The 22,040-nt window shown below is 46.8% G+C and carries 21 protein-coding genes and 1 pseudogene; 11 read left to right on the plus strand and 11 right to left on the minus strand.

Annotation, left to right across the window (positions count from 1 at the left end; all coding sequences use genetic code 11):
* Positions 1-15: 15 nt before the first annotated feature.
* On the plus strand, positions 16-465 hold the full coding sequence (locus LFX17_RS14365; protein WP_238747180.1) for a hypothetical protein: 450 nt from the start codon (positions 16-18) through the stop codon (positions 463-465).
* A 140-nt stretch (positions 466-605) separates the two neighbouring features.
* Positions 606-803, plus strand: a complete 198-nt coding sequence (locus LFX17_RS21045) for a PIN domain-containing protein (protein WP_406600681.1) — start codon at positions 606-608, stop codon at positions 801-803.
* Here the strand turns inward: LFX17_RS21045 and LFX17_RS14370 are convergent.
* Both LFX17_RS14370 and LFX17_RS14375 read right to left on the minus strand, forming a co-directional pair.
* Positions 795-1,502, minus strand: a complete 708-nt coding sequence (locus LFX17_RS14370) for an IspD/TarI family cytidylyltransferase (RefSeq protein ID WP_238747182.1) — start codon at positions 1,500-1,502, stop codon at positions 795-797. The genes LFX17_RS21045 and LFX17_RS14370 overlap by 9 nt on opposite strands.
* Positions 1,480-2,751 (minus strand): diaminopimelate decarboxylase, encoded by a 1,272-nt coding sequence (locus LFX17_RS14375; RefSeq protein WP_238747184.1) that lies wholly within the window; start codon positions 2,749-2,751, stop codon positions 1,480-1,482. Before LFX17_RS14375 ends, LFX17_RS14370 begins: the two co-directional genes overlap by 23 nt.
* A 75-nt stretch (positions 2,752-2,826) precedes the next feature.
* On the opposite strand from LFX17_RS14375, the gene LFX17_RS14380 reads away from it, so the two are divergent.
* The 5 genes from LFX17_RS14380 to LFX17_RS14400 all read left to right on the plus strand — a co-directional run bounded on the left by LFX17_RS14380 (position 2,827) and on the right by LFX17_RS14400 (position 9,538).
* Entirely contained in the window at positions 2,827-3,903 is a 1,077-nt protein-coding gene (locus LFX17_RS14380) for a zinc dependent phospholipase C family protein (protein WP_238730845.1), read from the plus strand.
* Positions 3,904-3,909: 6 nt separating this feature from the next.
* On the plus strand, positions 3,910-6,402 hold the full coding sequence (locus LFX17_RS14385) for a penicillin-binding protein 1A (RefSeq protein WP_238747185.1): 2,493 nt from the start codon (positions 3,910-3,912) through the stop codon (positions 6,400-6,402).
* A gap of 104 nt (positions 6,403-6,506) precedes the next feature.
* Complete coding sequence (locus LFX17_RS14390) at positions 6,507-6,917, plus strand: bactofilin family protein (protein ID WP_118956141.1); 411 nt, start codon at positions 6,507-6,509, stop codon at positions 6,915-6,917.
* 53 nt (positions 6,918-6,970) lie between these two features.
* Positions 6,971-8,089, plus strand: coding sequence for a peptidoglycan DD-metalloendopeptidase family protein (locus LFX17_RS14395; RefSeq protein ID WP_118956140.1), 1,119 nt, complete (start codon positions 6,971-6,973; stop codon positions 8,087-8,089).
* Between the two features lie 378 nt (positions 8,090-8,467).
* Positions 8,468-9,538, plus strand: a complete 1,071-nt coding sequence (locus LFX17_RS14400) for an alpha/beta hydrolase (protein WP_238747186.1) — start codon at positions 8,468-8,470, stop codon at positions 9,536-9,538.
* A 202-nt stretch (positions 9,539-9,740) separates the two neighbouring features.
* Here the strand turns inward: LFX17_RS14400 and LFX17_RS14405 are convergent, their stop codons facing one another.
* A complete protein-coding gene (locus LFX17_RS14405) occupies positions 9,741-10,409 on the minus strand; it encodes a hypothetical protein (protein ID WP_238730848.1) in 669 nt (222 codons plus the stop codon).
* A 23-nt stretch (positions 10,410-10,432) separates the two neighbouring features.
* Positions 10,433-10,894 carry a MarR family winged helix-turn-helix transcriptional regulator gene (locus tag LFX17_RS14410; RefSeq protein WP_238731615.1) on the minus strand — a complete coding sequence of 154 codons (462 nt, stop codon included), beginning with the start codon at positions 10,892-10,894 and terminating at the stop codon, positions 10,433-10,435.
* 578 nt (positions 10,895-11,472) lie between these two features.
* Between LFX17_RS14410 and LFX17_RS14415 the strand changes: the two genes are divergently transcribed.
* Entirely contained in the window at positions 11,473-12,852 is a 1,380-nt protein-coding gene (locus tag LFX17_RS14415; protein WP_238730849.1) for a histidine kinase dimerization/phosphoacceptor domain -containing protein, read from the plus strand.
* Positions 12,853-12,867: 15 nt separating this feature from the next.
* On the opposite strand, the pseudogene LFX17_RS21050 reads toward LFX17_RS14415, so the two are convergent.
* Positions 12,868-12,966 (minus strand): annotated as a pseudogene (locus LFX17_RS21050) (LIC12628 family protein); the annotation flags it as partial.
* Positions 12,967-13,079: 113 nt separating this feature from the next.
* Between LFX17_RS21050 and LFX17_RS14420 the strand changes: the two are divergent.
* Positions 13,080-13,907 (plus strand): crotonase/enoyl-CoA hydratase family protein, encoded by an 828-nt coding sequence (locus LFX17_RS14420; RefSeq protein WP_238747187.1) that lies wholly within the window; start codon positions 13,080-13,082, stop codon positions 13,905-13,907.
* Between the two features lie 9 nt (positions 13,908-13,916).
* Here the strand turns inward: LFX17_RS14420 and LFX17_RS14425 are convergent, their stop codons facing one another.
* Positions 13,917-14,096: a hypothetical protein gene (locus tag LFX17_RS14425; protein ID WP_118956466.1), complete on the minus strand. Its 180-nt coding sequence runs from the start codon at positions 14,094-14,096 to the stop codon at positions 13,917-13,919.
* 113 nt (positions 14,097-14,209) lie between these two features.
* Between LFX17_RS14425 and LFX17_RS14430 the strand changes: the two genes are divergently transcribed.
* Both LFX17_RS14430 and LFX17_RS14435 read left to right on the plus strand, forming a co-directional pair.
* Complete coding sequence (locus LFX17_RS14430) at positions 14,210-15,058, plus strand: tetratricopeptide repeat protein (protein ID WP_135574622.1); 849 nt, start codon at positions 14,210-14,212, stop codon at positions 15,056-15,058.
* A 217-nt stretch (positions 15,059-15,275) separates the two neighbouring features.
* Positions 15,276-16,163: a DUF2167 domain-containing protein gene (locus LFX17_RS14435; protein ID WP_238747188.1), complete on the plus strand. Its 888-nt coding sequence runs from the start codon at positions 15,276-15,278 to the stop codon at positions 16,161-16,163.
* Between the two features lie 111 nt (positions 16,164-16,274).
* On the opposite strand, the gene LFX17_RS14440 is transcribed toward LFX17_RS14435, so the two are convergent.
* Genes LFX17_RS14440 through LFX17_RS14460 form a run of 5 tightly spaced genes read right to left on the minus strand, consistent with a single transcriptional unit; the run spans position 16,275 to position 21,973 of the window.
* Complete coding sequence (locus LFX17_RS14440) at positions 16,275-17,627, minus strand: hypothetical protein (protein ID WP_238747189.1); 1,353 nt, start codon at positions 17,625-17,627, stop codon at positions 16,275-16,277.
* A 42-nt stretch (positions 17,628-17,669) separates the two neighbouring features.
* A complete protein-coding gene (locus LFX17_RS14445) occupies positions 17,670-18,458 on the minus strand; it encodes an LIC_10740 family protein (RefSeq protein ID WP_238730853.1) in 789 nt (262 codons plus the stop codon).
* Positions 18,439-19,530 (minus strand): N-acetylmuramoyl-L-alanine amidase family protein, encoded by a 1,092-nt coding sequence (locus LFX17_RS14450; RefSeq protein ID WP_238730854.1) that lies wholly within the window; start codon positions 19,528-19,530, stop codon positions 18,439-18,441. Before LFX17_RS14450 ends, LFX17_RS14445 begins: the two co-directional genes overlap by 20 nt.
* Positions 19,497-21,173 (minus strand): DEAD/DEAH box helicase, encoded by a 1,677-nt coding sequence (locus LFX17_RS14455; protein ID WP_238730855.1) that lies wholly within the window; start codon positions 21,171-21,173, stop codon positions 19,497-19,499. The genes LFX17_RS14450 and LFX17_RS14455 overlap by 34 nt, the downstream gene beginning before the upstream one ends.
* The gene (locus LFX17_RS14460) at positions 21,170-21,973 is read right to left on the minus strand and encodes a class I SAM-dependent methyltransferase (protein WP_238730856.1); all 804 of its coding nucleotides are present in this window, start codon (positions 21,971-21,973) and stop codon (positions 21,170-21,172) included. The genes LFX17_RS14455 and LFX17_RS14460 overlap by 4 nt, the downstream gene beginning before the upstream one ends.
* Positions 21,974-22,040: the final 67 nt, after the last annotated feature.

Below are 22,040 nucleotides of genomic sequence, written 5' to 3' on the forward strand. Positions count from 1 at the left end.
GAGGAGAATCAATCGATGGAACATTCACAACCGAATCCTAAAAGCCTGGCCGTTTTCCAAAAAACGGCCTTCCCGAAAGCGGAGATCGCAAAACTGACGCTTTCCATTTTTCTTATATTCGCAAGTTATGGATTGCGAGCGCACGGAGAACACGAAACCGGACCGAACGGAGGAACGATTCGGATGCCGGGCGGTTTCCACACCGAGCTGGTTCTTTTAAAGGAAGGTCTGAAAGTGTATCTTTTGGATATCGAATTCAAAAACCCTTCCACAAAGAACGGCAAACTTCAGGCCAAAATCGTCCAAGGAAAATCCGAACAAAAACTGGAATGTCAGGCGCATCCGGATCATTTTTTCTGTCCGGTTTCCAAGATTCCATCTTCGGGTAAAATCGTCCTGAAGGCGACCCGGGAGAAAATGGAGGGAATCGACGCGGTTTATGATCTGCCGATCTCCAAAAAATGAATGGAATTACAAAAGCGTTTCATACATACTTTGTGTATGAAACGCACAAATCTTGTATTACAGGAAGATTTATTGGAAAAACTGCTTCTTGTTTCAGGTAAAAAACGTATTCAGACGCAGTCAACTTCGTCGAGAATCCGATGCGTTTAGAAATTTATGAAGAAGCTGCCGATCTATTTCGATTTTGCAAAAGCAAAGGAATTTCGATTCAATCCGGCATCGATTGCCAAATCGCAGTTTGTGCGATACGAAACCGACTTACGGTATTCCACAGAGATCCGGATTTTTCTCGGATCGCAAAGTTGACAAATCTCAAACAAAAAGAAATTCTAACCTAACTTCTCGAACAAACCGCCGTATAACTCCGCAAGTTCCAAATCTTCTTTGCGTGTGATTTTTAAATTGAAAGGATTCGATTCAACGATGGCCGATTTTTTTCCGCCGCTCAAAGCCCAGGAACAAAGATCGGTCGGAGTAGAATCGGAAGACAAGGACAACAATTCCTTCAACACGTCGCCTCGAATTCCTTGCGGGGTTTTCATAAACCAGATATGTTCCCGATCCAAAAAGGAAGCGGTTCGTCCATTCGATTCTTCTAATACGGTTTCGGAGGTTCGGGAAGCGAGAGTCGCGATTCCGTTCTCACGAACGCTGTCGCATAACAAATCCAATTCTTTCGAAAGAACGAACGGACGCGCCGCGTCGTGAATCAAAATGACGTCCTCGCTTTGAATTTCAAGCGCGGCCAATCCCCTCAGCATGGAAGCGTGTCTTGTTTCGCCGCCTTCCACGATCAGATCGTTGTCTCGAAGGTACGGCCCGCAGATCGATTCCGTTTTCGGAATGGATTCGAGATGGGAAACCAACACGATTCGTTTTTGTTTCCCCCAGGTCTGAAATTTTTTGAGAGTGTGAACCAGAATGGGTTCGCCTGCAAATTCCAAAAATTGCTTCGGAATCTCCGAACCCATTCTAGTGCCGGTTCCTCCGGCTAAGATCAAAACGTAGATTTTCTCAGAGAGAAACAGGGATTTCATTCTGAAAGATTTGTTCTAAATTTTGGCGTTTCCGAATCAGCTGAAAACCTCCGTCGAGTCCCACAAGAACCTCCGCCGTTTCGGGAAACGAGTTGTAGTTCTTCGCGGACATGGAGGAACAATACGCCCCCGCTCCTTCCATTACAACATAATCTCCTAATGAAGCTTCTCCGGTCGTTCTTGTAATCGGTCCGCCGCCCTCAGCCTGCGTGAACAAGTCCCCGCTTTCGCAGCAATGTCCCACGTAAACGTAGTCCGCCGTTTTTCCGGAATGCGCGCCTTCTCTGGGAACGACGACTAACGGATGTCTTGCGGCATACAAAGAAGGTCTTGTGTTCACGTCCATTCCGGCATCGATCTTAACGAACGTATAACCGCCGTTAGGTCCGGTGGTTACTACGTCGTCCACTGTGGTTATGATCGCTCCGTTGTTGACCATCATAAAGGAACCCGGTTCGATTTCCATGTGAAGTTGGGTTCCGTGCTTCTTCGCGAATTCCTGAAAGAGTTCGACGACCGGCTTGCCGATCGTCTGGAAGTCGGTCGTTTTTTCGTCTTCCATTCTCCCCACTTTGAAACCTCCGCCGAGATTCAAAATTCTACACTCGGGAAACTGTGCCGCGATGTCCAAAGAAACCTGAGCGACCGTTTTCCAAACCGCGGGATCGCTTCCCGATCCGATATGAGTATGAACCTTAAAGATCTTGAGATCGTATTTTTTCGCGAGCTCTTTCACCTGATCGATGTCTTCGTGCCAAACTCCGAAGGAAGAAGTTTTTCCTCCCACGTCCGTCTTTTTCGTTTGTCCCGAACCGAGTCCCGGATTAAAACGAACGCTGACTTCTTTGCCCGGAAAGTTTTTTCCGAACGCTTCCAACTGACGGAGAGAACAGGCGTTGAAGATCATTCCCTTTTCCACGAGTTCCTTCAGATTTTTCGCAAGCTCTTGAGAAGTGAGCATGATTTGTTCGGGTTTGAATCCGTAATGGATCGCCCGCATCGCTTCGTATTCGGAGCTCGCGTCGATCTGAATTCCTTTTCGTTTCATGATTTCAAGAATGGTTCGATTCGGATTTGCCTTCATCGCGTAACGAACCGTTAAGCCGAATGCGTTCGGAAACGCAAGAGCGGTGTCGCAACTTTTTTCGATTCTTTCCCGGGAATAAACAAAAACCGGGGTTCCGAATTGTTGTGCGATCGATCGCACTTGGGATTCAGTCAAAAATTTTAATTTTTCTATTGATTGCATAGTGAAACGGGCATTTCTAAATGGTTTTAGAACAGGCTCCGTCAGAGTCCCGTTTTTTTAAAGGCATTTTCATTTATGGCTGGCAAAATCACTCATCTCGAAGTCCTTTCTCAGGTTTGCAAACATCTGGATCACGGAACCGCCGAGCAAAGAAAAATCGCCGGCCTCATGCGCGCCGAATCCAACCGCAAGTTCGCGAACATCGGAGCGATCGCTCCGGATATATTTTATTTTTATCATATTCTTTCTCCTCGCAAAACGAAAAAGGCGACCGTGTGGGGAGACATGAGTCATCACAACAACGTCGCCGAACTCGTTCTCAGTTTTCTCGATCTGATTCTTCAGACCGAAGAAGGAATCCACAGGGACCGATACATCGCGTTCACTCTCGGCTACATCTGTCACTGCGCGGTGGACATCGTCACACACCCGTACATCTTTTATATCTCCGGAGACTTTTACAACAAAGACAAAAAGATCAGCAGCCTCGCTCAATACAATCACATGAGAGTGGAGAACGCTCTCGATTCCTGGCTGCTCGATTACAGATGGGGAATGACTCCGAAGGAATACGATTTCGTTCATCACGTAGACGCGATCTTCAAGTCGGACAAAAAAACCTGGAAGATGGACCCGATGCTCTGGCACTTCTGGCTCAGAGGACTCAAGGAAACGTTCTCACAAGAATTCAAAAAACATTATATAGGTTCAGAGGACAAAATCATCCCGGGAGATTTGTTAAACGAATCCTTTCTAGGTTATCTGGAATTTCACCGCGTTCTGGATTCGAGAAGCAAATGGATGCGCGGCGCCTTAAAACTGCTGGACAACATCACGTTCCACAAAGTGCGTTCTTCCGTGTTGATGCTCCCTCTGAAAGAGCACATCGACAAAAGAATCATGAACGAAGAACATAAGAAGTGGAACTACCCGGCCGATCCTTCTATCGTTCGCGAAGATTCTTTCGTGGAACTCATCAACCGTTCCGCGCAAAACGGGAAGGACGCGTTGACGCACGCTTGGAATTATCTGGAAAACAAAATGTCCCGCACGGCGTTCTTAAAGGAATACCAGGGATACAATTTGGATACGGGACTCCGCTTTCAAGGAGTCGACAGCATGAAAGAATTTTCACCGATAGAAGAAGTTTAATCGATTATGAAACACGAACCATCCAGTTATCTTTTCCGTTTTTTTGTGATCCACTTCCGCGACAGGATTCTTCAGAGAATTCTCGATTCGGAAAATGCCCTCAAACAACTCGCGAAGGTCTGCGCGGGACTTTTGTTTTTGAACGGATTTCTTTTCGTTTTCTCGATCAAAGATTTATGGAGAGTTCCCGATTCGAATCTCTATGAAAAACCTTCCGTCTTATACGGATTAAACGATAAAAACGAATACGAACCGATCGCCGAGTTCTATCGATTCTCCCGCGTCGTATTAAACATCAAGGAACTTCCTCCCGAAGAGGACGGCAAACCGAACAAGCTGATCCGCAGTTTCGTTTCGACCGAGGACAACAATTTTTATTCCCACTGGGGCTTGGACCTGCGGGGAATTTTCCGCGCGTTTATGGTCAACCTTCTCGCGGGAAGAATCAAGGAAGGAGCCTCGACGATCACACAACAGGTCGCGCGTCTTAAATTCTTAAACACGGAAAGATCGTTCTTAAGAAAAGCGAGAGAAGCCTGGCTCGCACTTCTTCTCGAAGCGGTGTTCGACAAAGACACGCTCATGGAAATCTATCTCAACGAAATTCCTCTCGGCCACGGAACGATCGGGGTCGGAGCCGCCGCGAGATTCTACTTCCGCAAGGACGTCAAAGAACTGACTTGGGGAGAATCGGCCCTTCTCGCGAGTTTGACCACGAGACCGACGGAATTTTCTCCCTTGGTCAACCCGAATTCTTCCAGCGCGAAAGTCCGAGTCGTTTTTAAGAAGTTCGTCGAGAACGGAATCCTCGACATCAAAACGGCGGAAAAAGAATACGACGCGTTTTCCGAATATTACATTACTCTAAACCGTTCTCCGAACGACTCCGCGTTTTCCGATCGTCTCAACCGCTTTCCGTATTTCACGGAATACGTTCGTAAAAACTTAACTCGTTATATCCCGAAGACGACTTTGTACAGCGGCGGCCTCAAGATTTATTCCACGCTCAACATTCAACACCAAACGCAGGCGGAAAAGGCTTTGTATGCGGGACTCAAAGCGCAGACGGCGCTTTCCAATCAAAGAACGTTCACAAAGATCGACGCCTTCGACGACGCGTACGGAGAAATCTACGACATTCTCGCGATGATCCACGACGTTCCCGAATTCAAGTTCAAAATTTCCAGATCGGTGCGGACGTTCAGCAGAGCCTGGCAGGAAGACTTGCGCGACGAACTCAGCGCGCTCAATCTTTTGAGCGGAACCGAATCGCTGGGCGAAGCGATCGAGTGGAGTTACCGCAGTCAACAAACGGAAGACTTTCTTCTTCCCGTGGAAGGGGCGTTGATCTCGATCCGTCCCGACAGCGGTTATATCACGGCGATGGTCGGGGGTTCCGGTTTTCGGTCGGACAACCAACAGATACGAGCGTTTCAAGCGTACAGGCAACCCGGCTCCGCGTTCAAGCCGCTCGTGTATGCGGCGGCGATGGAATACTACAATCAACATCCCGATCCGAAAAAGAACGTAACGGCCGCTTCTCTTTTTTCCGATTCTCCGCTTCAATACGTATTGGAAGACGGCGATGAATGGAATCCGTCCAATTACACGGGAGAATATTCAGGATTTATAAAGTTACGCGAAGCGCTTGAACTTTCCCGAAACAGCGTCGCGGTGCGCGTTCTCGAACACACCGGAATCAGCAACTTAATGCCGAATCTGGAAAAAATTCTCCAGATAGAAAATAGATCCATACCGAGAAACTATTCGATCTCGCTCGGAACCTTCGAAGTGTCTCCGTACGAACTTGCAAGAGCGTACGCGGTACTCGCGTCGGGAGGAAAACAAGTCTTCCCGTTGAGCGTTCTTTATGTGGAAGACGGTTCAGGCAACGTAATCAAAGACTTTCGAGAAGAGGCGAGCAAACAAGAGAAGAAACAAATTCTTTCTCCCGAAGTTTGTTTTATTCTTACTTCGATGATGGAAGACGTGATCAAAAAAGGAACGGGGACCGGAGCTTCTTCCTATGGACTCAGCCGACCCGCCGCCGGTAAAACCGGAACGACGAATAACTTTCGGGACGCGTGGTTTGCGGGTTATACGGCGGATCTCGTGAGCGTTGTCTGGCTTGGTTACGATACGGGAACTCTTTCCATGGGCCGGGGAATGTCGGGCGGGGTCGTTGCGGCCCCGATCTGGGGAAGATTTATGTCCAACGCACTTTCTCGCGAGAAGTCAAAGTCCTTTCACTTCGGAGAAACGGGCGTGGTCCGCAAAACGATCTGTTCCATCTCGGGAAAACTTCCGGGGTCTCATTGCAATCAAACGGAAGAAGAATACTTCACCAAGGATACGGTCCCTAAAGAAGTTTGCGACGATCACAGAGGAGCGGGTTTTATTCCCGAACCGGAACAGGAACATCATTCTTCCCATCAAACCAAAGTTAAAAAGAAGCAGAAAACCAATATTTTCCAGGGCGACGATGATTTGATTCGGTAATTCCGAACAAAAATACTTGTCGTTTTGGGATTGAATACACAAATAGATTTACGGCGTGTCCCGAAGAGCAAGGGGCAGGTTTGGATTGCTAGCAGGAGTTTTAGATGGCCATCGGCAAGGAAAATAATAACAGCGTAATCGGTCCCGGGTCCATTTTTGAAGGGAAATTTTATATCGCGGGTTCTCTCCGCATCGACGGAAAATTCGAAGGGGAGATCAAAACGGACGATACCCTCTACATCGGAGAAACCGGTAAAGTAAGAACCAATATCGCCGCTCGCGAAGTGACCGTTTCCGGAACCATGATCGGAAACATCAAAGCCGAGAACGAAGTTCGTCTGGAAGAAACCGGAAGACTTTTAGGAGACATCATCGCCCCTGCCCTCCACTTAGCCAAAGGCGTGGTAGCAAAAGGTAACATAACGATCACCGGCGGCCAAAAGAAAGACGTAAAGAAAATCGTGGAAGAATCTTTCGGCGGAACCCGCACTTTGGATAACGGAAAGGACGAATAAGTCCTTTTTCTTTACTATAGGAAAGGCTCTGAACGGGCCGATAATCTTCCTGTATGATCTTCAAAAAGCCCAGACAACTGAATGCGGGGAAGGAACTCCTTAGAACGGACAACTTCACCCTGATCTATCTGGGCGCCTTTCATTTTCATTATTCCTTTTATTTCAGAGGCAATCTTTATCACGGGAATCTCGACTTTCGCAGAAAAAGGTTCCGTCTCATTCCCATCTTCGCATCGGCCGCTCTCTTTATCGCCTTCTTAGGATTCGGAATGAATCCGAGCAACGCAATGATCGATTCTTCCGGAAAAGAAATTACGGAGAACGATTCCGAGGATCTCAAGGCGAAATCGGGTGATGAAAAGTTTCTCGAAGAATCGGAAAAGGCAAAACTTACGATTCTAATGGCGAAGGAACTCAAAAATCCTTCGGAAAAAAAGAAACAACTCAAGGTAACGACTTACCGCGTAAAACGAAATGAAACGTTAGCCGAAATTGCGACCCGATTCAAGGTTTCCATGGAATCGATCGCGGGTTCTTCGAACATCAAAATCGACGACACTTTGTATCCGGGTCAAATATTAAGTATTCCGAATAAACAAGGGCTTCTCTACAAGATGAAAACCGGAGACACAGTCGCGAAAGTGGCCAGTCTCTACAAGGTCAACTTGGACGAGATCATGCTCGAAAACAAACTGGACGATCTCGACATTCTCCGACCGGGACAAAAAGTATTCTTACCCGGAGCGGTCATTCCCGATCCGGCTCCGAAGTGGGTGATTCCGGTCGCTTCCCGAATCGTGACTTCCAACTTCGGATTCAGAACCTTCCCGAGAAGAAAGTTCCACGAAGGTCTGGACTTAAAGGCCTTCTACGAACCGATCGCGGCCGCAAGAAACGGAAAAGTCATCTACGCTGGATGGATGGGCGGTTACGGAAACGTGGTCGTGATCGAACATACGGACGATTTCAAAACTCTTTACGCACACAATTCCAAGTTGTTCGTACAACGCGGCGACTACGTTTTAGCCGGAAAGAAAATCGCAAGATCCGGTTCCACCGGTTATTCTTTCGGTCCTCACCTTCACTTTGAAGTCATCAAAAACGGTCAACCGGTCAATCCTTCTAAATATCTCAAAGGTCTTACGTTCCGCAAGGGCGGACCAACCCACTAAGCTTCGATCCGGATTCGTTTGTCGTAACGAGGGCGTAGGAACTCCTGCGCGTTACGGCGATTTCTGTAGAATGTGGGAGTTCCCGCTTTTTCTTGGAGTTCTCGACTTCACACAAATCCTTTGTTTTTCGAAAAAAAGTAGGAACTCATACGTCATCCGGAGAGAATTTTTGATCGCGCGGAAATTGTGGGAACTACCACAAAAACCGATTTCTTCCTCGGTGGGAGTTCCCACATTTCTCACTGCAAAACATTCCTGAAAGCGGGAAATATCGTTTGCAACTTGTAAGAGTTCCCACACATCTCTTCCGGAAAATTCTCATTCACAACTCGAGAATTTGATTTCCATTCTCCCGACTTTTTCGAAAGATTCTCCCAAATGAAGAATTTGATTTTCTTGTCCCCGATTCTACTTTTGTTTTTCAGCTTCGGCTGCAAAACCCCTTCCCTCGAAGAATTACTCGATCAACGTCTGATCAAAAATTACGATCAAACCGAAACGCTCAACTTATACTACGCGACGCTTCGCGCGCAAAACTCGAGCGCTCAAAATTCATGCAGCGTTTCATACTTCTTATCGACCGGAAATCAGGAACTCAAAACCGGATATTGTATCGTAAACGTTCCCGCCAATCACGAGGTAGGAGCTCTTCCCGCCGGACTCGGAAGTCGGGAGAACTACTTTCAATTTCTCGGCCATAAACCCTTTGAAAACCGGGACGCGCTCGTCGAGGATCTCAAAAAAGATCCTTTCGACGAGGTGCTCGTCTTCGTTCATGGATTCAACGTAAAGTTCGAAGAAGCGATTCTGCGCGGAGGACAAATCCGATACGACCTGAAATTCCCCGGAAAAATCGTAATCTTTACTTGGCCCGCGGGAAGCGAAGCCGGTTTGATCAATCAGGTTCTGCTCAAAGGAACCTACGAAAAAAATCTCTCCTCCGCGAGAAGCTCCCGAGACGAATTTAAGAATTTTCTAAAATCCCTGCAAAAGGTCGGTAAGAAGGTTCATCTCATCGTACATTCCATGGGACATCAAGTCGTTCTACCTGCGTTAGCCGAAATCGGGAAAGAATCGAAACAACCCGCCGTCCAGGAATTGATTCTGAACGCACCCGATTTCGATTCGGGAGAATTCAGACTTCTTTCGGATTCGCTTTTGAAAGCCGCAAAACGGACGACGCTTTACTGTTCGCCCGGCGACAGCGCGCTTCAAGCGTCCGCATCGGTCAATCAAGGAGGACGTCTCGGTTCCTGCGTGATCCTTCCGGGGATCGACGTAGTCAATGTGAACCCGGTTGATTCTTCCCTAATTTCACTCGGTCATGGATATTATTCTTCCAAACCGCTCTTAACGGACATCTATCAGATTCTACTTGGAGTAAAAGCGGAGAAGCGATTGTTTATCCGCAAATCCGCCGGTAACGAGAACTACGTTTTGCGGAATTGAAAAAACGAAGATGCGGAATCGAAGTCGAAGTCGATTCTGCCGATTGCAGACGAATCGAATTGCGCGGGATCGGAACCCGATTCGATTCCGGAAGAATGCGGACTGCGCGGATATTACGGACCGATTTTTTTTCGAAACTAAAAACGCGCGCTCCACAACCTTCGTCATGAAACACGCGTTCAACGAAATGATTTTACTTTTTTCAACGAGTGTTCGTCGTATTCTCTCTATGATACTTTAACAATCGAAAAATCGCATATCCTCCCGGAATCATCGGAAGCACCGCGGTGTAAAGACCTGAAAAATAATATTCTCCTACGGTCTTATAATAATAATTCGGCATATCCCGAATCAAGACTCCGTTGATCACCTGCGAAAACGGCTCGGGAGAATTGGGTTGAATGCTCGGCTCAAGAAGCGGAAAGATAAAATGTGTGAATTCCGCGCACCCGGGACCGATAAAGATAAACCACGCGATAAAACCCGCCAAAGGAATTCGAAGAAATAAACCCAACGCGGTCAACATATAGATCATCGGACCGAGCAAAGTGAACACGATCACGAATCCTTGTTCGCTCCAAGCGATCCCGAAAAGACGGCTCATCGCCGGACCGAAACCGGTTAGATATTCCTCGATCATATGAATCTGTAAGCAGACTACGGTAAGCACAAATAACGGGAGAATGACCCGAGGTTCCACCGGCCGTTTCAAATACGTGAAATACCAAAAGATACCTCCGATCAATCCCGAACCTCCGACTATAATCACCGGAGGCAAACCGATTTTAAGATAACCGAGCGTGCTTACAACAATCGTAAAAGTGAGAGCGGCGACCGCGCTCAAATGTTTTTTCCAAGTTTGTGTTTCCATCCGTAACACCCCTTCCGTATTTTTTATTCCGTTTCCGATTTTGTTTTTAGATTCGCGAGATTTTGTTCGATACGCGCAAGAACCTCCATCGTAACCGTAAGCTGTTCTTTATTCAGACCGATCGCCACATCACCTAACAATGATTTAGCGATTGGAATCAGCTTTTCCTTGAGGCGTTTACCGCGCTCCGTCAGAAAGATAAGCCGATTTCTACGATCGTTTTCAGATACAACCCTCCGAATCAAACCGTCCTCTTCCATCGCGTTCAAGAACCGCGTGACCGTGGTTTTATCCTTCAAGGTTTTTTGGGAAATTTCGTTCTGGTTCATTCCGTCCGATTCCCAAAGCCGATTGAGAATCACCCACTCTTCAGGCGTGATCTCGAATCCCGCGTTCTTAAAACGATCCTGCAGCTCCAACTTCATCACGATCGCGGCGCGATTGATCCGGTAGCCGAGAGTATTCTCGATCAAAAACTCTTTCATAATTAGATGTATAATACAACTAATTCCAAATTCGTCAAGCACGGAATTGGTTCGAATTCGATTTTTTTACATCGACCCTGTCCTGATTCAAAGCCGGACATAGACTTGTTCCCGAACAAATCCGAACTCGATAGCGGATTCGAAATCCGCAAGGGAGCAGAAAAACGGTTACCGATTCCCTACTTCCATTTTTTCGCCAAACAGGCGTTACCTGAAATTCACTCCCGCTTAAGGGATATAAAAAACGAAAATCAGCAAAAAGGAAACGGGACGCTTGTTCTTATCGTTGAAAGAGAAACCGAAACGGAACGGCGCCGCTTTGGAAGTCCGAACGCTCAAAAGGCCAGGGAATAAATTAAAAATCCGATCAGGATTCTCCCTAAAAAATGAGTCTAACGTAAAAGCTTGTAACAGGATCGAAATCGTTTCGCTCCCTTTTTTTTCTTTTCCGGCTAGGGGCTCGGAGAAAACTGGGAAGAGCGTTTGGAATTCCCACGAGGGGAAAACATAATTTTACCATAACTTTTTCCGTCTTTTGACAAATATCTTGTTGAATTCGGGGTTATTTTTAGTAACTAATGAATATGCTTCAGAAACCCAAAATTTTGGTCGTTGAGGACGAGATCATCGTTGCAGTCAACCTAGGCCAAAAGCTCAAAAAGTTGGGTTACGAATTGGTTGGAATTACTTCTTCGGGTGAAGAGGCGATCCAAAAGGCAGAGGAAAATCACCCGGATCTTGTCTTGATGGATATCAATATCGAAGGCAACCTGGACGGGATCGAAACCGCCGAAGTTCTCCGAAACCGCTTTCACACCCCCGTTATTTATCTTACCGCTTACGCCGACGAAAACACCTTAGACAGAGCCAAAAAAACACAACCCCTCGGATACATCGTAAAACCTTTCGAGTCGGATCAGCTTCGTTCCTCCATAGAAGTAGCACTTTATAAAAACGAAATCGAACAGCGCTCCAAACAAACCGAGGAAAAACTCAAAGGCGCGTTAGACCAGCTCGGTGCGGGAATTGTAACGACCGACGAAAACGGATCTCTTCTTTTTATGAATCCTGCGGCGGAAAAACTCATCGGTTGCAAATACGAAGATTATCTCGGCAAACCGATTCAAGACATTCTCTTTTTCAAAGACAGAACGGGTGACGCAGTCGGAAACGTAGTGGAAGAAGTTTTGAAATCCAGACTTCCGAAAGAAAACGGAAATCTTCTTCTTGTTTCCAAAAACGGAAATAGCCAGGAAGTACAGCTCCAAAGTTCACCGATCTTAGGAACCGAGGAAAAACTGACGGGAACGTTCAACATTCTCCGGACCAAAGAACAACATACGACCGCCGGAGAAAAAGACACCTACCTCAAAGAAATTCATCATAGAATCAAAAACAATCTCACGATCATCTCCTCCATCTTCAGCTTACGTTCGGGCCAAGCCAACGGAGAATCAAACGATGTCCTCCGTGAAAGTCAGAATCGTCTGCGCGCCGTCGCGCTTCTTCATGAAATTTTATACGAAAGCAAGGATCTCTCTTCGATCAGCTTCGAGCTGTATGTGAAAAAACTCACCGACGCGCTTTTCGAAATCTATCAGGTGGATCGGGAAAAGGTTCGACTCGAGCTGAACATCCGCGAGGGAAAAGTAAAAGCGGAGATCGGAATGAATCTCGCTTTGATCATCAACGAACTGATCACGAATTCTTTAAAACACGGATTGGCCGATTCCTTATCCGGGTTGATTCGGATTCATTTCACGAGGGAAAACGAAACGCTGACGCTGGAAGTTTCCGATAGCGGTGCGGGCCTCCCGGAAGAATCCATCCGAAATCGGAATCCAAGCTCGCTTGGCCTATCACTTGTGGAATCTTTGGCGAAACAAATCGGCGGAAAAGTCGATCTTTTGAATCGGGAAGGCGCCTGCGTTAAGCTGCATTTCCCTGCTTCCGCTTAAAAACGCGGGAACTCCCCACTTTTTTTTCTCCATAGAGGCATCTACGTCCTCTAAAAGCCTCTTCCATTCTTCCTTTGGATGTTGATGGCGAATCTTTTCCCAGCTGATAATCATCCCAAACCCTCTTTAAGATAATGAGAATCATTCTCATAATTTAAAAACTGTCCAGCATTTCTTGAGCTCAGGAATGACTTGTAAGAATTTTTTTCCCTCCGAAACTGACCGGGATGAAAACCCACTTTGAATTTTTTGAAATCGTCGCAAGACCCGAAGACAAAACCGCCATTCTTTATTTGAACCGCCCGGACAAGAGAAATGCTATGAACTGGCCTTTCTGGAGGGATTTACCGGACGCCGTTGAGGAAATCAACGCGAACTCCGACATTCACGCGTTCGTCATTGCTGCACGCGGAAAATCCTTTTCCACCGGTCTCGATTTGGATTCGTTCATCCAACAATTCGGCAACGTGATCCAAGCGCCTCTCGGCGGAGACCGCAGAAAATTCTTCGATCTCATCTTAAAAATGCAGAAAGGAATCAACGCGGTCTACGATTCACCCAAACCTTCGATCGCGGCGGTTCAAAAACATTGCATCGGCGGAGGGCTCGATCTCATCTCCGCTTGCGACATCCGTTACGCGACCACAGACGCTTCCATCTCGCTTCGCGAAGCGAAAGTCGCGATCGTTGCGGACATGGGTTCCATCAATAGACTTCCCGCAATCATCGGACAAGGTCATACGAGAGAACTGGCTCTTACAGGTAAGGACATCGACGGGATCGAAGCCGAAAGAATCGGACTCGTTACTAAGGTTTTTCAAACGGAAGAAGAGATGATGCAAGCAGCGCTTGCGACCGCGAAAGAAATCGCGGAGAATCCTAAGATAGTCGTTTCGGGTGTTAAGGATGTGATGCGCTACGCGGAAGGAAAACCGCTCGAAGCAGGTTTGAATTACGTTGCGCTATGGAATTCGAGCTTTCTCGATTCCGCGGATTTTAGAGGAGCGATGCAATCTTTCAAGGAGCGCAAACGCCCCGTCTACAATCAAAACTGAAGTTTCGTCTTAAGCGTAAAGGTCCAGGATTCTTCTTTGTCCCTCTTCCTTGGAATTCTGGACTCCCGCTTCCACGGCGAGATGCAACATCTTTCGATTTAAGTCGCTTTGAGCCTGAAAGATTTCCTTAGGTAGATTCGCTACCCTTTCCAAAAGTAAACTCTGGTTTGTGTTTCCGTTGATGTTCATAAATTCCCTCTTCCGAGAATTTCGGGGTTTTCTTTCTTTTTCCCCCAATTCTATTCTCGGTTGATAAATAGAAAACTTGATTATTTTTTGAAAATTTTTAACCTGTCCAAACTGTGAGTTTCCCTACACTGATCAGATCTGCGATTCAGAGGGAGAATCAAAGAGAATTCACGAAAGCTTTCAACCTCTACAAGGAAGCTCTTTCCTTCACCACAAGTCCGAAAACGATCTTAAAGATCCGAAATCGTCAGGCTTGGTGCCAGTATCATATCGGAAATACTCGAGAGACATTGAATCTCTTTCACGAGATCATCACTCAATATCCGAACGAACCCGGCAGCTATCTCTACTATTCCAATTATCTCATCAAGGTTTCCAATTTCAAACAAGCGAAGAAGATTCTTACCAAAGGAATCGAACTTTATCCGGATCAACTCGAGTTGTATCTGACTCTCGCTTCCCTATTGAAAGACACGGACCGTTCGAACGAAGCGATCGCGGTTTTAAAACAGGCGCTGGCTCAGGAAAAACTTTCGAGAGGAAGGGGAATTCTCCGTAAGGATATCTGGGCGGAACTCGGACATCTTTACTATCAAAGAGGAGATTACAACTCCGCTTTGGTTTCTTTGAAAACTTCCATGAGAATGGACAGCGACGAGAATTTTCTGCACTACGACATGATCGCCCAGTGTTATCTGAAAGTCGCCGATCATAAAAACGCGTTGAAGTTCATCGACTTATACATACAATATTTCGGAGAGTCTGATTCGGACATTCTCATCATCAAAGCGAGAGCGCACGCACAACTCGGAGAAAGTCATTTGGCCTGCGCTTCCCTTTTACAGGCGTATTCGATGGAAAACGGATTGAAGCTGAACGCGGAAGATATGGTGGACTTTGCCCCGCTGCTCCAGACCGGGTTTTTCGATACATTAGAGAACGTTGAAATAGAGGAACCCTGACCGTTTTTCCGAGAATTTCTTGACTCCGTTCCTCGTTCCTGTCTCATATTAGGTCCGGTCCGGATACAACATCCGGATTTATACGCACGGCTCTTAGTTCTTGAAAAAGTTTTCGCCGATAATATCGGGAAATACAGATATTTGCAGAAAACCTTGGACAAGCTAAAGCAGATCGACTAGCCGAAACGTTTTAAATCAATCCACGCGGGAGAATTCTATGAAATTGAAAATCACGGCGACGATTCTACTCCTCTTATCCTTCGGATTGCTCGCGCAACCGAGCCCGGAAGCGATCAAGATCGTCAATTCTTTGAAATACAAAACCGGAAAGGTAACGTTGGGAGACGGGCTCGCAACCTTGAACGTTCCCGCTAACTTCCGATACATCGACGGGGCGCAGAGTAAACTCGTTTTGGAAAACGTCTGGGGGAATCCGCCCGGAGCGGAACCGCTCGGAATGTTGTTTCTAAAGAATGAAACACCGATTAGCCAAAACTTCTCTTATGCGATCAGCATTTCCTTTTCCGAAGAAGGTTATATCAAGGACGACGACGCAAAGGACATGGACTACGACGACCTTCTCGACGAGATGAAAGACGACATGAAGGAAGCCAACGAAGCCCGCAAAAAGGAAGGTTACGAAAGCGTCGAATTGGTGGGTTGGGCCTCTCCTCCGTTTTACGATGCTAATACCAAAAAACTGCATTGGGCAAAGACCTTGAAGTTCGAAGGTTCTCCGGTCGATACATTGAATTATAATATTCGAATGTTAGGGAGGAAAGGCGTTCTGATCCTGAACGTAATCGCCGACATCGATAAACTTTCTTTGGTCAATGGAGAACTCGACTCGATCGTAAACTCGACCGAGTTCAACGAAGGACATCGTTACGCCGACTTCAATCCGGGTCTGGATACGGTGGCCGCGTACGGGATCGGAGGTTTGATAGCGGGAAAAGTTTTGGCGAAAGCGGGCTTTTTCGCTCTCTTATTAAAATTCTGGAAAGTGATCGCGTTAGCCGTAATCGGCGGATTGGGCGTGCTGAAGAGGTTTATCTTTAAGGAAAAGGATACTGCGGCTCCTCCGAGTAACGATTCCAACGCTTAACGGAATCTTTGCGTTCACGAATAAAAACCCTTTCACGGCGGGGCTTCCGGAAGGGTTCAAGAATCTTAATATTTGCCTTAAATGAGATTCTACGGTTCGGAGAACGCAAAGTCACTGAGGAATCTTCGGCCCCAACTCGATCACGAGTTGTTCTTCCGGAACGGTAAGATCGATCTTGTCGATTTTCTCAGGCATTCTTCCGGACAAAACGTCCTCGGTAAGATTTTTGATCTTAGGAAGAATCGTCTCGTCCGTGCAGTTCGAAATCGAGATGATGTTCGGTAGATCTCTTCCCCAAGAAAAACGAATTCCGGGGCTGTCCACAAAAAAGGATTCGGTAATACCGTCTCCTTCCTTATCGATCATGGTGAATACCGTGGAATCTCCCGTAACGACTACCGCCTTTTTGCCGTTTTTCATCTTCTCCGCTTTGACGCGCGTGTTCGTCATCTCGCGGTTCCAAAGATAATAGTATAATTTCCTAATTTGAGAATCGATCAGTTTGTCTCTCGCGGACTTAAACAATTCCCCGTATTTTTTGCCGACCTCTTCCTCTCCTTTCATCTGACCGTCGGGTTCGCGCGGAGTCGTGGAATGAAGATAAAAATCGGGAACACCGTTGATCGTATTCGTATAAAACGCCTGATCCTTTCGATCCCCCGGATACGGATTGGTGGATGAACCGGGGTTCCTTAAGAATTGAATGAGAACGTTTCTTCTTTCGTTTACTTTCTTGCGAAGTTCTTCCGCGCGGAAACGAATCGAAGTCGTTTTAGGTGAATCCTTTCCGTAAAACCGTTCGGACCGTTCCAATTCTCCGCTGACCGCACGTTCGGAAGAATAACTTTTCAAAAGTTCCTCGTCGTATTTCAAAAGAAGATCGAGCTCCTTCGTCTTTTTCAAAGGTTCCGCCGAAACCTGACCCGCCTCGGCGTTGTTAGTCGATCCATTTCCGGAAACCGCGGCGTTTGAAGAAGAAGTCGCGTTCGAACTGGAAACGTTCTGCTGACCGGAACCTTGCGGACTTTCGGAGGATTTGTTCGGACTTACGGTCCGTTCCGATTCGGGAAGTCTGTAGTATTCCGATTCCAATTCCCGGAGTCTCGCGTAATTGGAAATCTTCACGAGATATTCCTTTTCCTTCTCCCGTATCTTGTTCGGATCGTCGTATCCGTCCTTAAGTAACGTTAGTTGTCCTTTGTAGATGATCATCAAAGTCGCTTCGGAAGAATCGCGGTTGGGATTGGTTTGCGGAAGGGATTTTCCCTCTTTGTCCACGAGCTGTATAAAATGAAATGCGAGCCGATCGGTCCGAAAATCGGTGATATTGAGTAGATCGGGAGAAATCTGCAGATCGGAAGAAGACGAGACGCTTCCCCCGAGAAAAAACAGGGCGAGAAAACAAATCGTGAGCGGCTTCGTTTTGCCGATCGGAAACAAGCGACCCATAAAATCGGATTTCATCTTGTTTCTAGTATCGGCTAAAAAACGGACGGAAAGAGCGAATCAGTTCCTTTTATGGGTTAAATTGAGAGAATATTCCATTCCGGGAATGCTCTCCGATAAACCGTCGAGCCTATATTCTAGGCTTTGAATATCCTGAAAATTCTCGAAAACGGTTTTTTCCAGAGCAAGAAACGTGGAATCCAAGAGGGCCATCTTTTTACGGGCGATTTCCTTTTGTTTTTCTTCCTCTTTCATGTTCTGTTGAACGTAAGTATAATCGATTCTAAACTTCATCCCGGAAAGGATTTCCTGAAGCGTCGATTTTCTGAAATCCAAAATCAAAACGTTTCCGGTCTTCCAGATCGCCTTTACCGCGTATTGTATCTCGGGCAAACGCTTTAGGTTTTTATAATGTTCTCCCTTTCCGCTTTCAAGTGTCTTATCGAAATACGAGGATTCGCTGATTTCTCCGATCAGGGTCATCGTCTTGTGACGGTATTCTTCGTCTTCGAGAAGAACCTTTCTTTGAACCGGAAATACCTGACGTTCTCCGTCCGATCCGTAGATCGTGATCGTCGTTCTCGGATCTCTGTTTCCCACGTCGTAAAGGGAAAACGGAACGAGTGTGACGAAAGGGCTATTGCCCGCGAGAATAAAGGACGTAAAAAATAATACGACTCCGATCCAAGCGTAGGTCAGAAAAAGGGTTCGTCTGGAAACTCCGTCTTCGGTGGCGGTGCGGAACAACCAAAGATATCCGAGATTGATTTTTACTCCCGCGGCCTTGATCGCTTCCCATGCCGCGTCTCTGATCGCGATTGCAGATTCTTTAATTTTTTGCCAATTCATATCCCCGGATTCCTTCTACGATACTTTTCGCTATCTTTACTTGCAGACTTTTGCTTTGCAAAAGTTTGGATTCTTTTTCATGAGAAAGATAACCCATTTCCACGAGAACCGCGGGCATGAGACTTCCTCGGAGGACCGAAAAATCCGCCTTTTTCACTCCCCTGGACAGAATTTGAGGTTGGAGCTTTTTTTTCATCTCCGATTCCAGGGACCTCGCTAAGATTCTGCTCCTTCTTTGGATGAGGGAGGACATCATTCCCGCCTGGATTCTTTTGACGGCTGAGGTTCCTTTGGGCTTGAGAATCCGGTTTTCCAACAGCGCGGTTTCCCGCGCGGATTCTGTGGAGGCAGTTTGCGAAAGATAATAGATTTCGAAACCGTTCACATCCTCGTTGATGGAGGAATTGCAGTGAAGACTGATGAACAAAGCGCTTCCCTTTTTTTTGAGTTCCCGATTGGCGATCGCGGATCTTTGTTCGAGTTCCACGAACGTGTCGTCCGGTCTCGTTAATACGACTTCGATCGACGGATAAACCTTCTCGAAGAACTTCTTGAGAATTTTGGCGACTTGAAGAGCGACCGTTTTCTCGTTCGTTCCGTCGTTCGAGGCAGTCCCCGGGTCCTTTCCTCCGTGTCCAGCATCGATCAGAACGGTCTTGATTCCGAGTATTTCCGCGCCCGGAAGAACCTCCAACTCCAACACGTTTTCCTTATATTCGTAACGAACGTCCTCGGACATGAGTTGTACGAACAAGGCTTCCACGATTTCGGGTGGAATCAGAAAATCCTTTTCCTTATACAAAATCGGAACGGAGATTTTTTCGATCGTTTGATTGAAGGTGTAAAAGGAGGAGCCTACCCGAAAACGGATTTCTCCGGAAGGATGTTTGATCGAACCGACAAAGGTCGCTGGATTGAACGAGGACTTTAGGGAAGGAAATTCCTTTTGAACGTCCTCAAAGCGCACATAACGTTCGGAAGCCTGCGTGGGAATGGAGACCTTGGCCGCAAGTCCCCACGCGTTGGAAAAGAATAGGATCAGCCCCCAAAGATAGATTTGATTTTTTGCCAAATCGAACCTTTTTTCTTTTTGGAATCTTCTCTTTGAGTGTCGTTGATATCGAACAGATTCCGTTTGCTCTTGTCGTAATTCTTATTCGTCTGTTGGTTTCTGTTCTGATTGCGGTCGCGATTTTGTTGATTGCGTTGTTGATTTCCGCCGCCCTGTTGTTGACCGCCATTCGGTTGACGTTGTTTGTCCTTGCCGCCTTGAAAACGATGTTGATTCTTATTGCCTTGTTTATTGCCTTTCGGTTCGGAAGATAAAACGGAATCGGCTTTTTGCAGAAAAAATTCCGCCTCTTGAATCGCGGCGGCCGGTTTTTTCTTTTGGGAAGAATCTCTTGCGGGAGAATGAGAACGGGTATGACTTGCGTGACGTTTGTCCCCTCTTCTGTCCCGATCGTGTTTGTGAGGAGCGCGTTCCCCCCTTTCGTGAGGACGTCTCCCGTTTTGTTTGAAGTGAGTTTCTTTTTCCCGATCGTAGGAATCACCGCCCACGAAAGGCTGAAAATCACCCGCAGGAAATTGAATATATTCTTCCTGAACATCGAGAACGTCGATCTTTTGTTTCAGATATTTTTCGATCTTTTCGAGTTCCACGTAATCAGACTCGGAACAAAAACCGATCGCCTTCCCTTTTCTTCCCGCTCTTGCCGTACGTCCGATTCTATGAACGTAGTTTTCCGTGTCTTGCGGAAGATCGTAATTGTAAACGATGTCTATGTTTTCGACGTCGATCCCGCGGGAAGCGACGTCGGTCGCGACCATATAACGGTATTTGCCCGATTTGAAATCCCGTAAAAGTCTCAGTCTTTTTTTCTGATCCAACTCGGAGGAGATTCCAGTGACGGGAATTCCGTATTTGCGTAGAGTATGAACGATCTTGGGAATATTCGCTTTATAATTCGTGAATATGATTCCCTGACCTTCTTCCTCCGAGTTGACGATCAGATTGGTCATGTAAGGAATTTTTTCCTCGCGTCCCAAGTGGACGATCTTCTGATCGATTCTTTCGGTGATGATCTTTTCGGGATTGATCTGAATTTCAACGGGTTCGTTTAAGAAGCGATAGGCGAGACGCATCACTTCCACGGATAAGGTGGCGGAGAACAACAAGGTCTGCTTGCGATTCTTACATTTATGAAGAAGCCAACGGATGTCCTGGATGAATCCCATGTCGAGCATTCGATCCGCTTCGTCTAGAACGAAGAACTCGACGTTGGATATGTCGATGGAACCGGACTTGATCATGTCGATCAATCTTCCCGGAGTCGCGACGATGATTCCGTTCAATCCTTCCAAATCCTTGTTTTGGGATTTGTAATCGGTTCCGCCGATGATCGGCACCGCGCGAATTCCTTCCGAATGTTTCAGAAGTTTTTTGGCTTCGTCCGAAATTTGCATCGTAAGTTCTCTTGTGGGAGCCAATACGAGAGCGGAAACGCCTTGGATTTCTTTGGTAAGAATGGTGTGAATGACCGGCACTAAAAAGGCCACGGTCTTTCCGGTTCCCGTTTGTGCGAGACCGGTGATGTCTTTTCCTTCCAGCCCGTGCGGAATCGATCGTTCCTGAATCGGAGTGAGTTCGGTATAACCGATCTCTTGAATGGCTGAAAGTAATTTAGGATGTAGCGAAAGTTCTTCGAATTTCATGTGTGCAGCTTCTGAGCGATTAAGTGGAATGTATCACCGTAACAGGTGAGGTCTGAGAGACGTGCAAAAAGGCGGTGACTCAGTGTTTTTCCTCTCCAGCCCCGATCACGGGACGGGTGGTAGGACATCGGTTTCTTATACTCAGTCTTAAAACCGTATCCTTTCAACATTTTTTTCAGGGAGGCTGGGCTGTAATCCCAAAAATGGTCCGACGGATGCGTGCGGAACCATTCTTCCGGATTGGTTTGAAAGGTCGGACCGTATAAGGAAGGCAGTCCTAAGAACAGAAATCCTCCGGGTTTGACAAGACCGGTTAACTTTTCGAACACGAAGTCCGCGTCCGGAAAATGTTCCACTACGAAGAAAGCCGCAACGACGTCGAAAGTAGACCCTTGTAGAACCTTCTCCCCTAAAAAAGAATCGCAGAGAACGTCGAGCCCCAAAGTCTTTCGGGAATATTCGACCTCTGCGGGAGAAATTTCCAAACCGCTCACCTGATAACCGACTTTCTTTGCTTCGTCCAAAAAGAAGCCTGCGGCCGAACCGAGTTCGAAAAGAGCGGACCCTTTCGGGTCGTGGAGCTGACCCAAGATCGCGAGCCGTTTTCGGGCAAGAGCGCGCAGGGAAACCTCGTCTTCGTAGTAGGTCTTTTGATACTGATTTTTATATTCTTCTAAAAAATAAGAATCCTTGTATTCCCGGGTTTTGGCCGGTTTGTAAAAACAAACTCCGGTTCGTTTGCAGATCTGATAGTGTTCGGGATACTGCGGATGAGGAATCAGCTCGAGTTTCGGATACATTCTCTGGATCTAGTGAAACCGGAGGGGAAAAGAAAGAAAATTCCTTTTTTCGAAACTGCTTGAAAAA

It is taken from the genome of Leptospira sanjuanensis, assembly GCF_022267375.1.
GTDB classification, from domain to species: domain Bacteria; phylum Spirochaetota; class Leptospiria; order Leptospirales; family Leptospiraceae; genus Leptospira; species Leptospira sanjuanensis.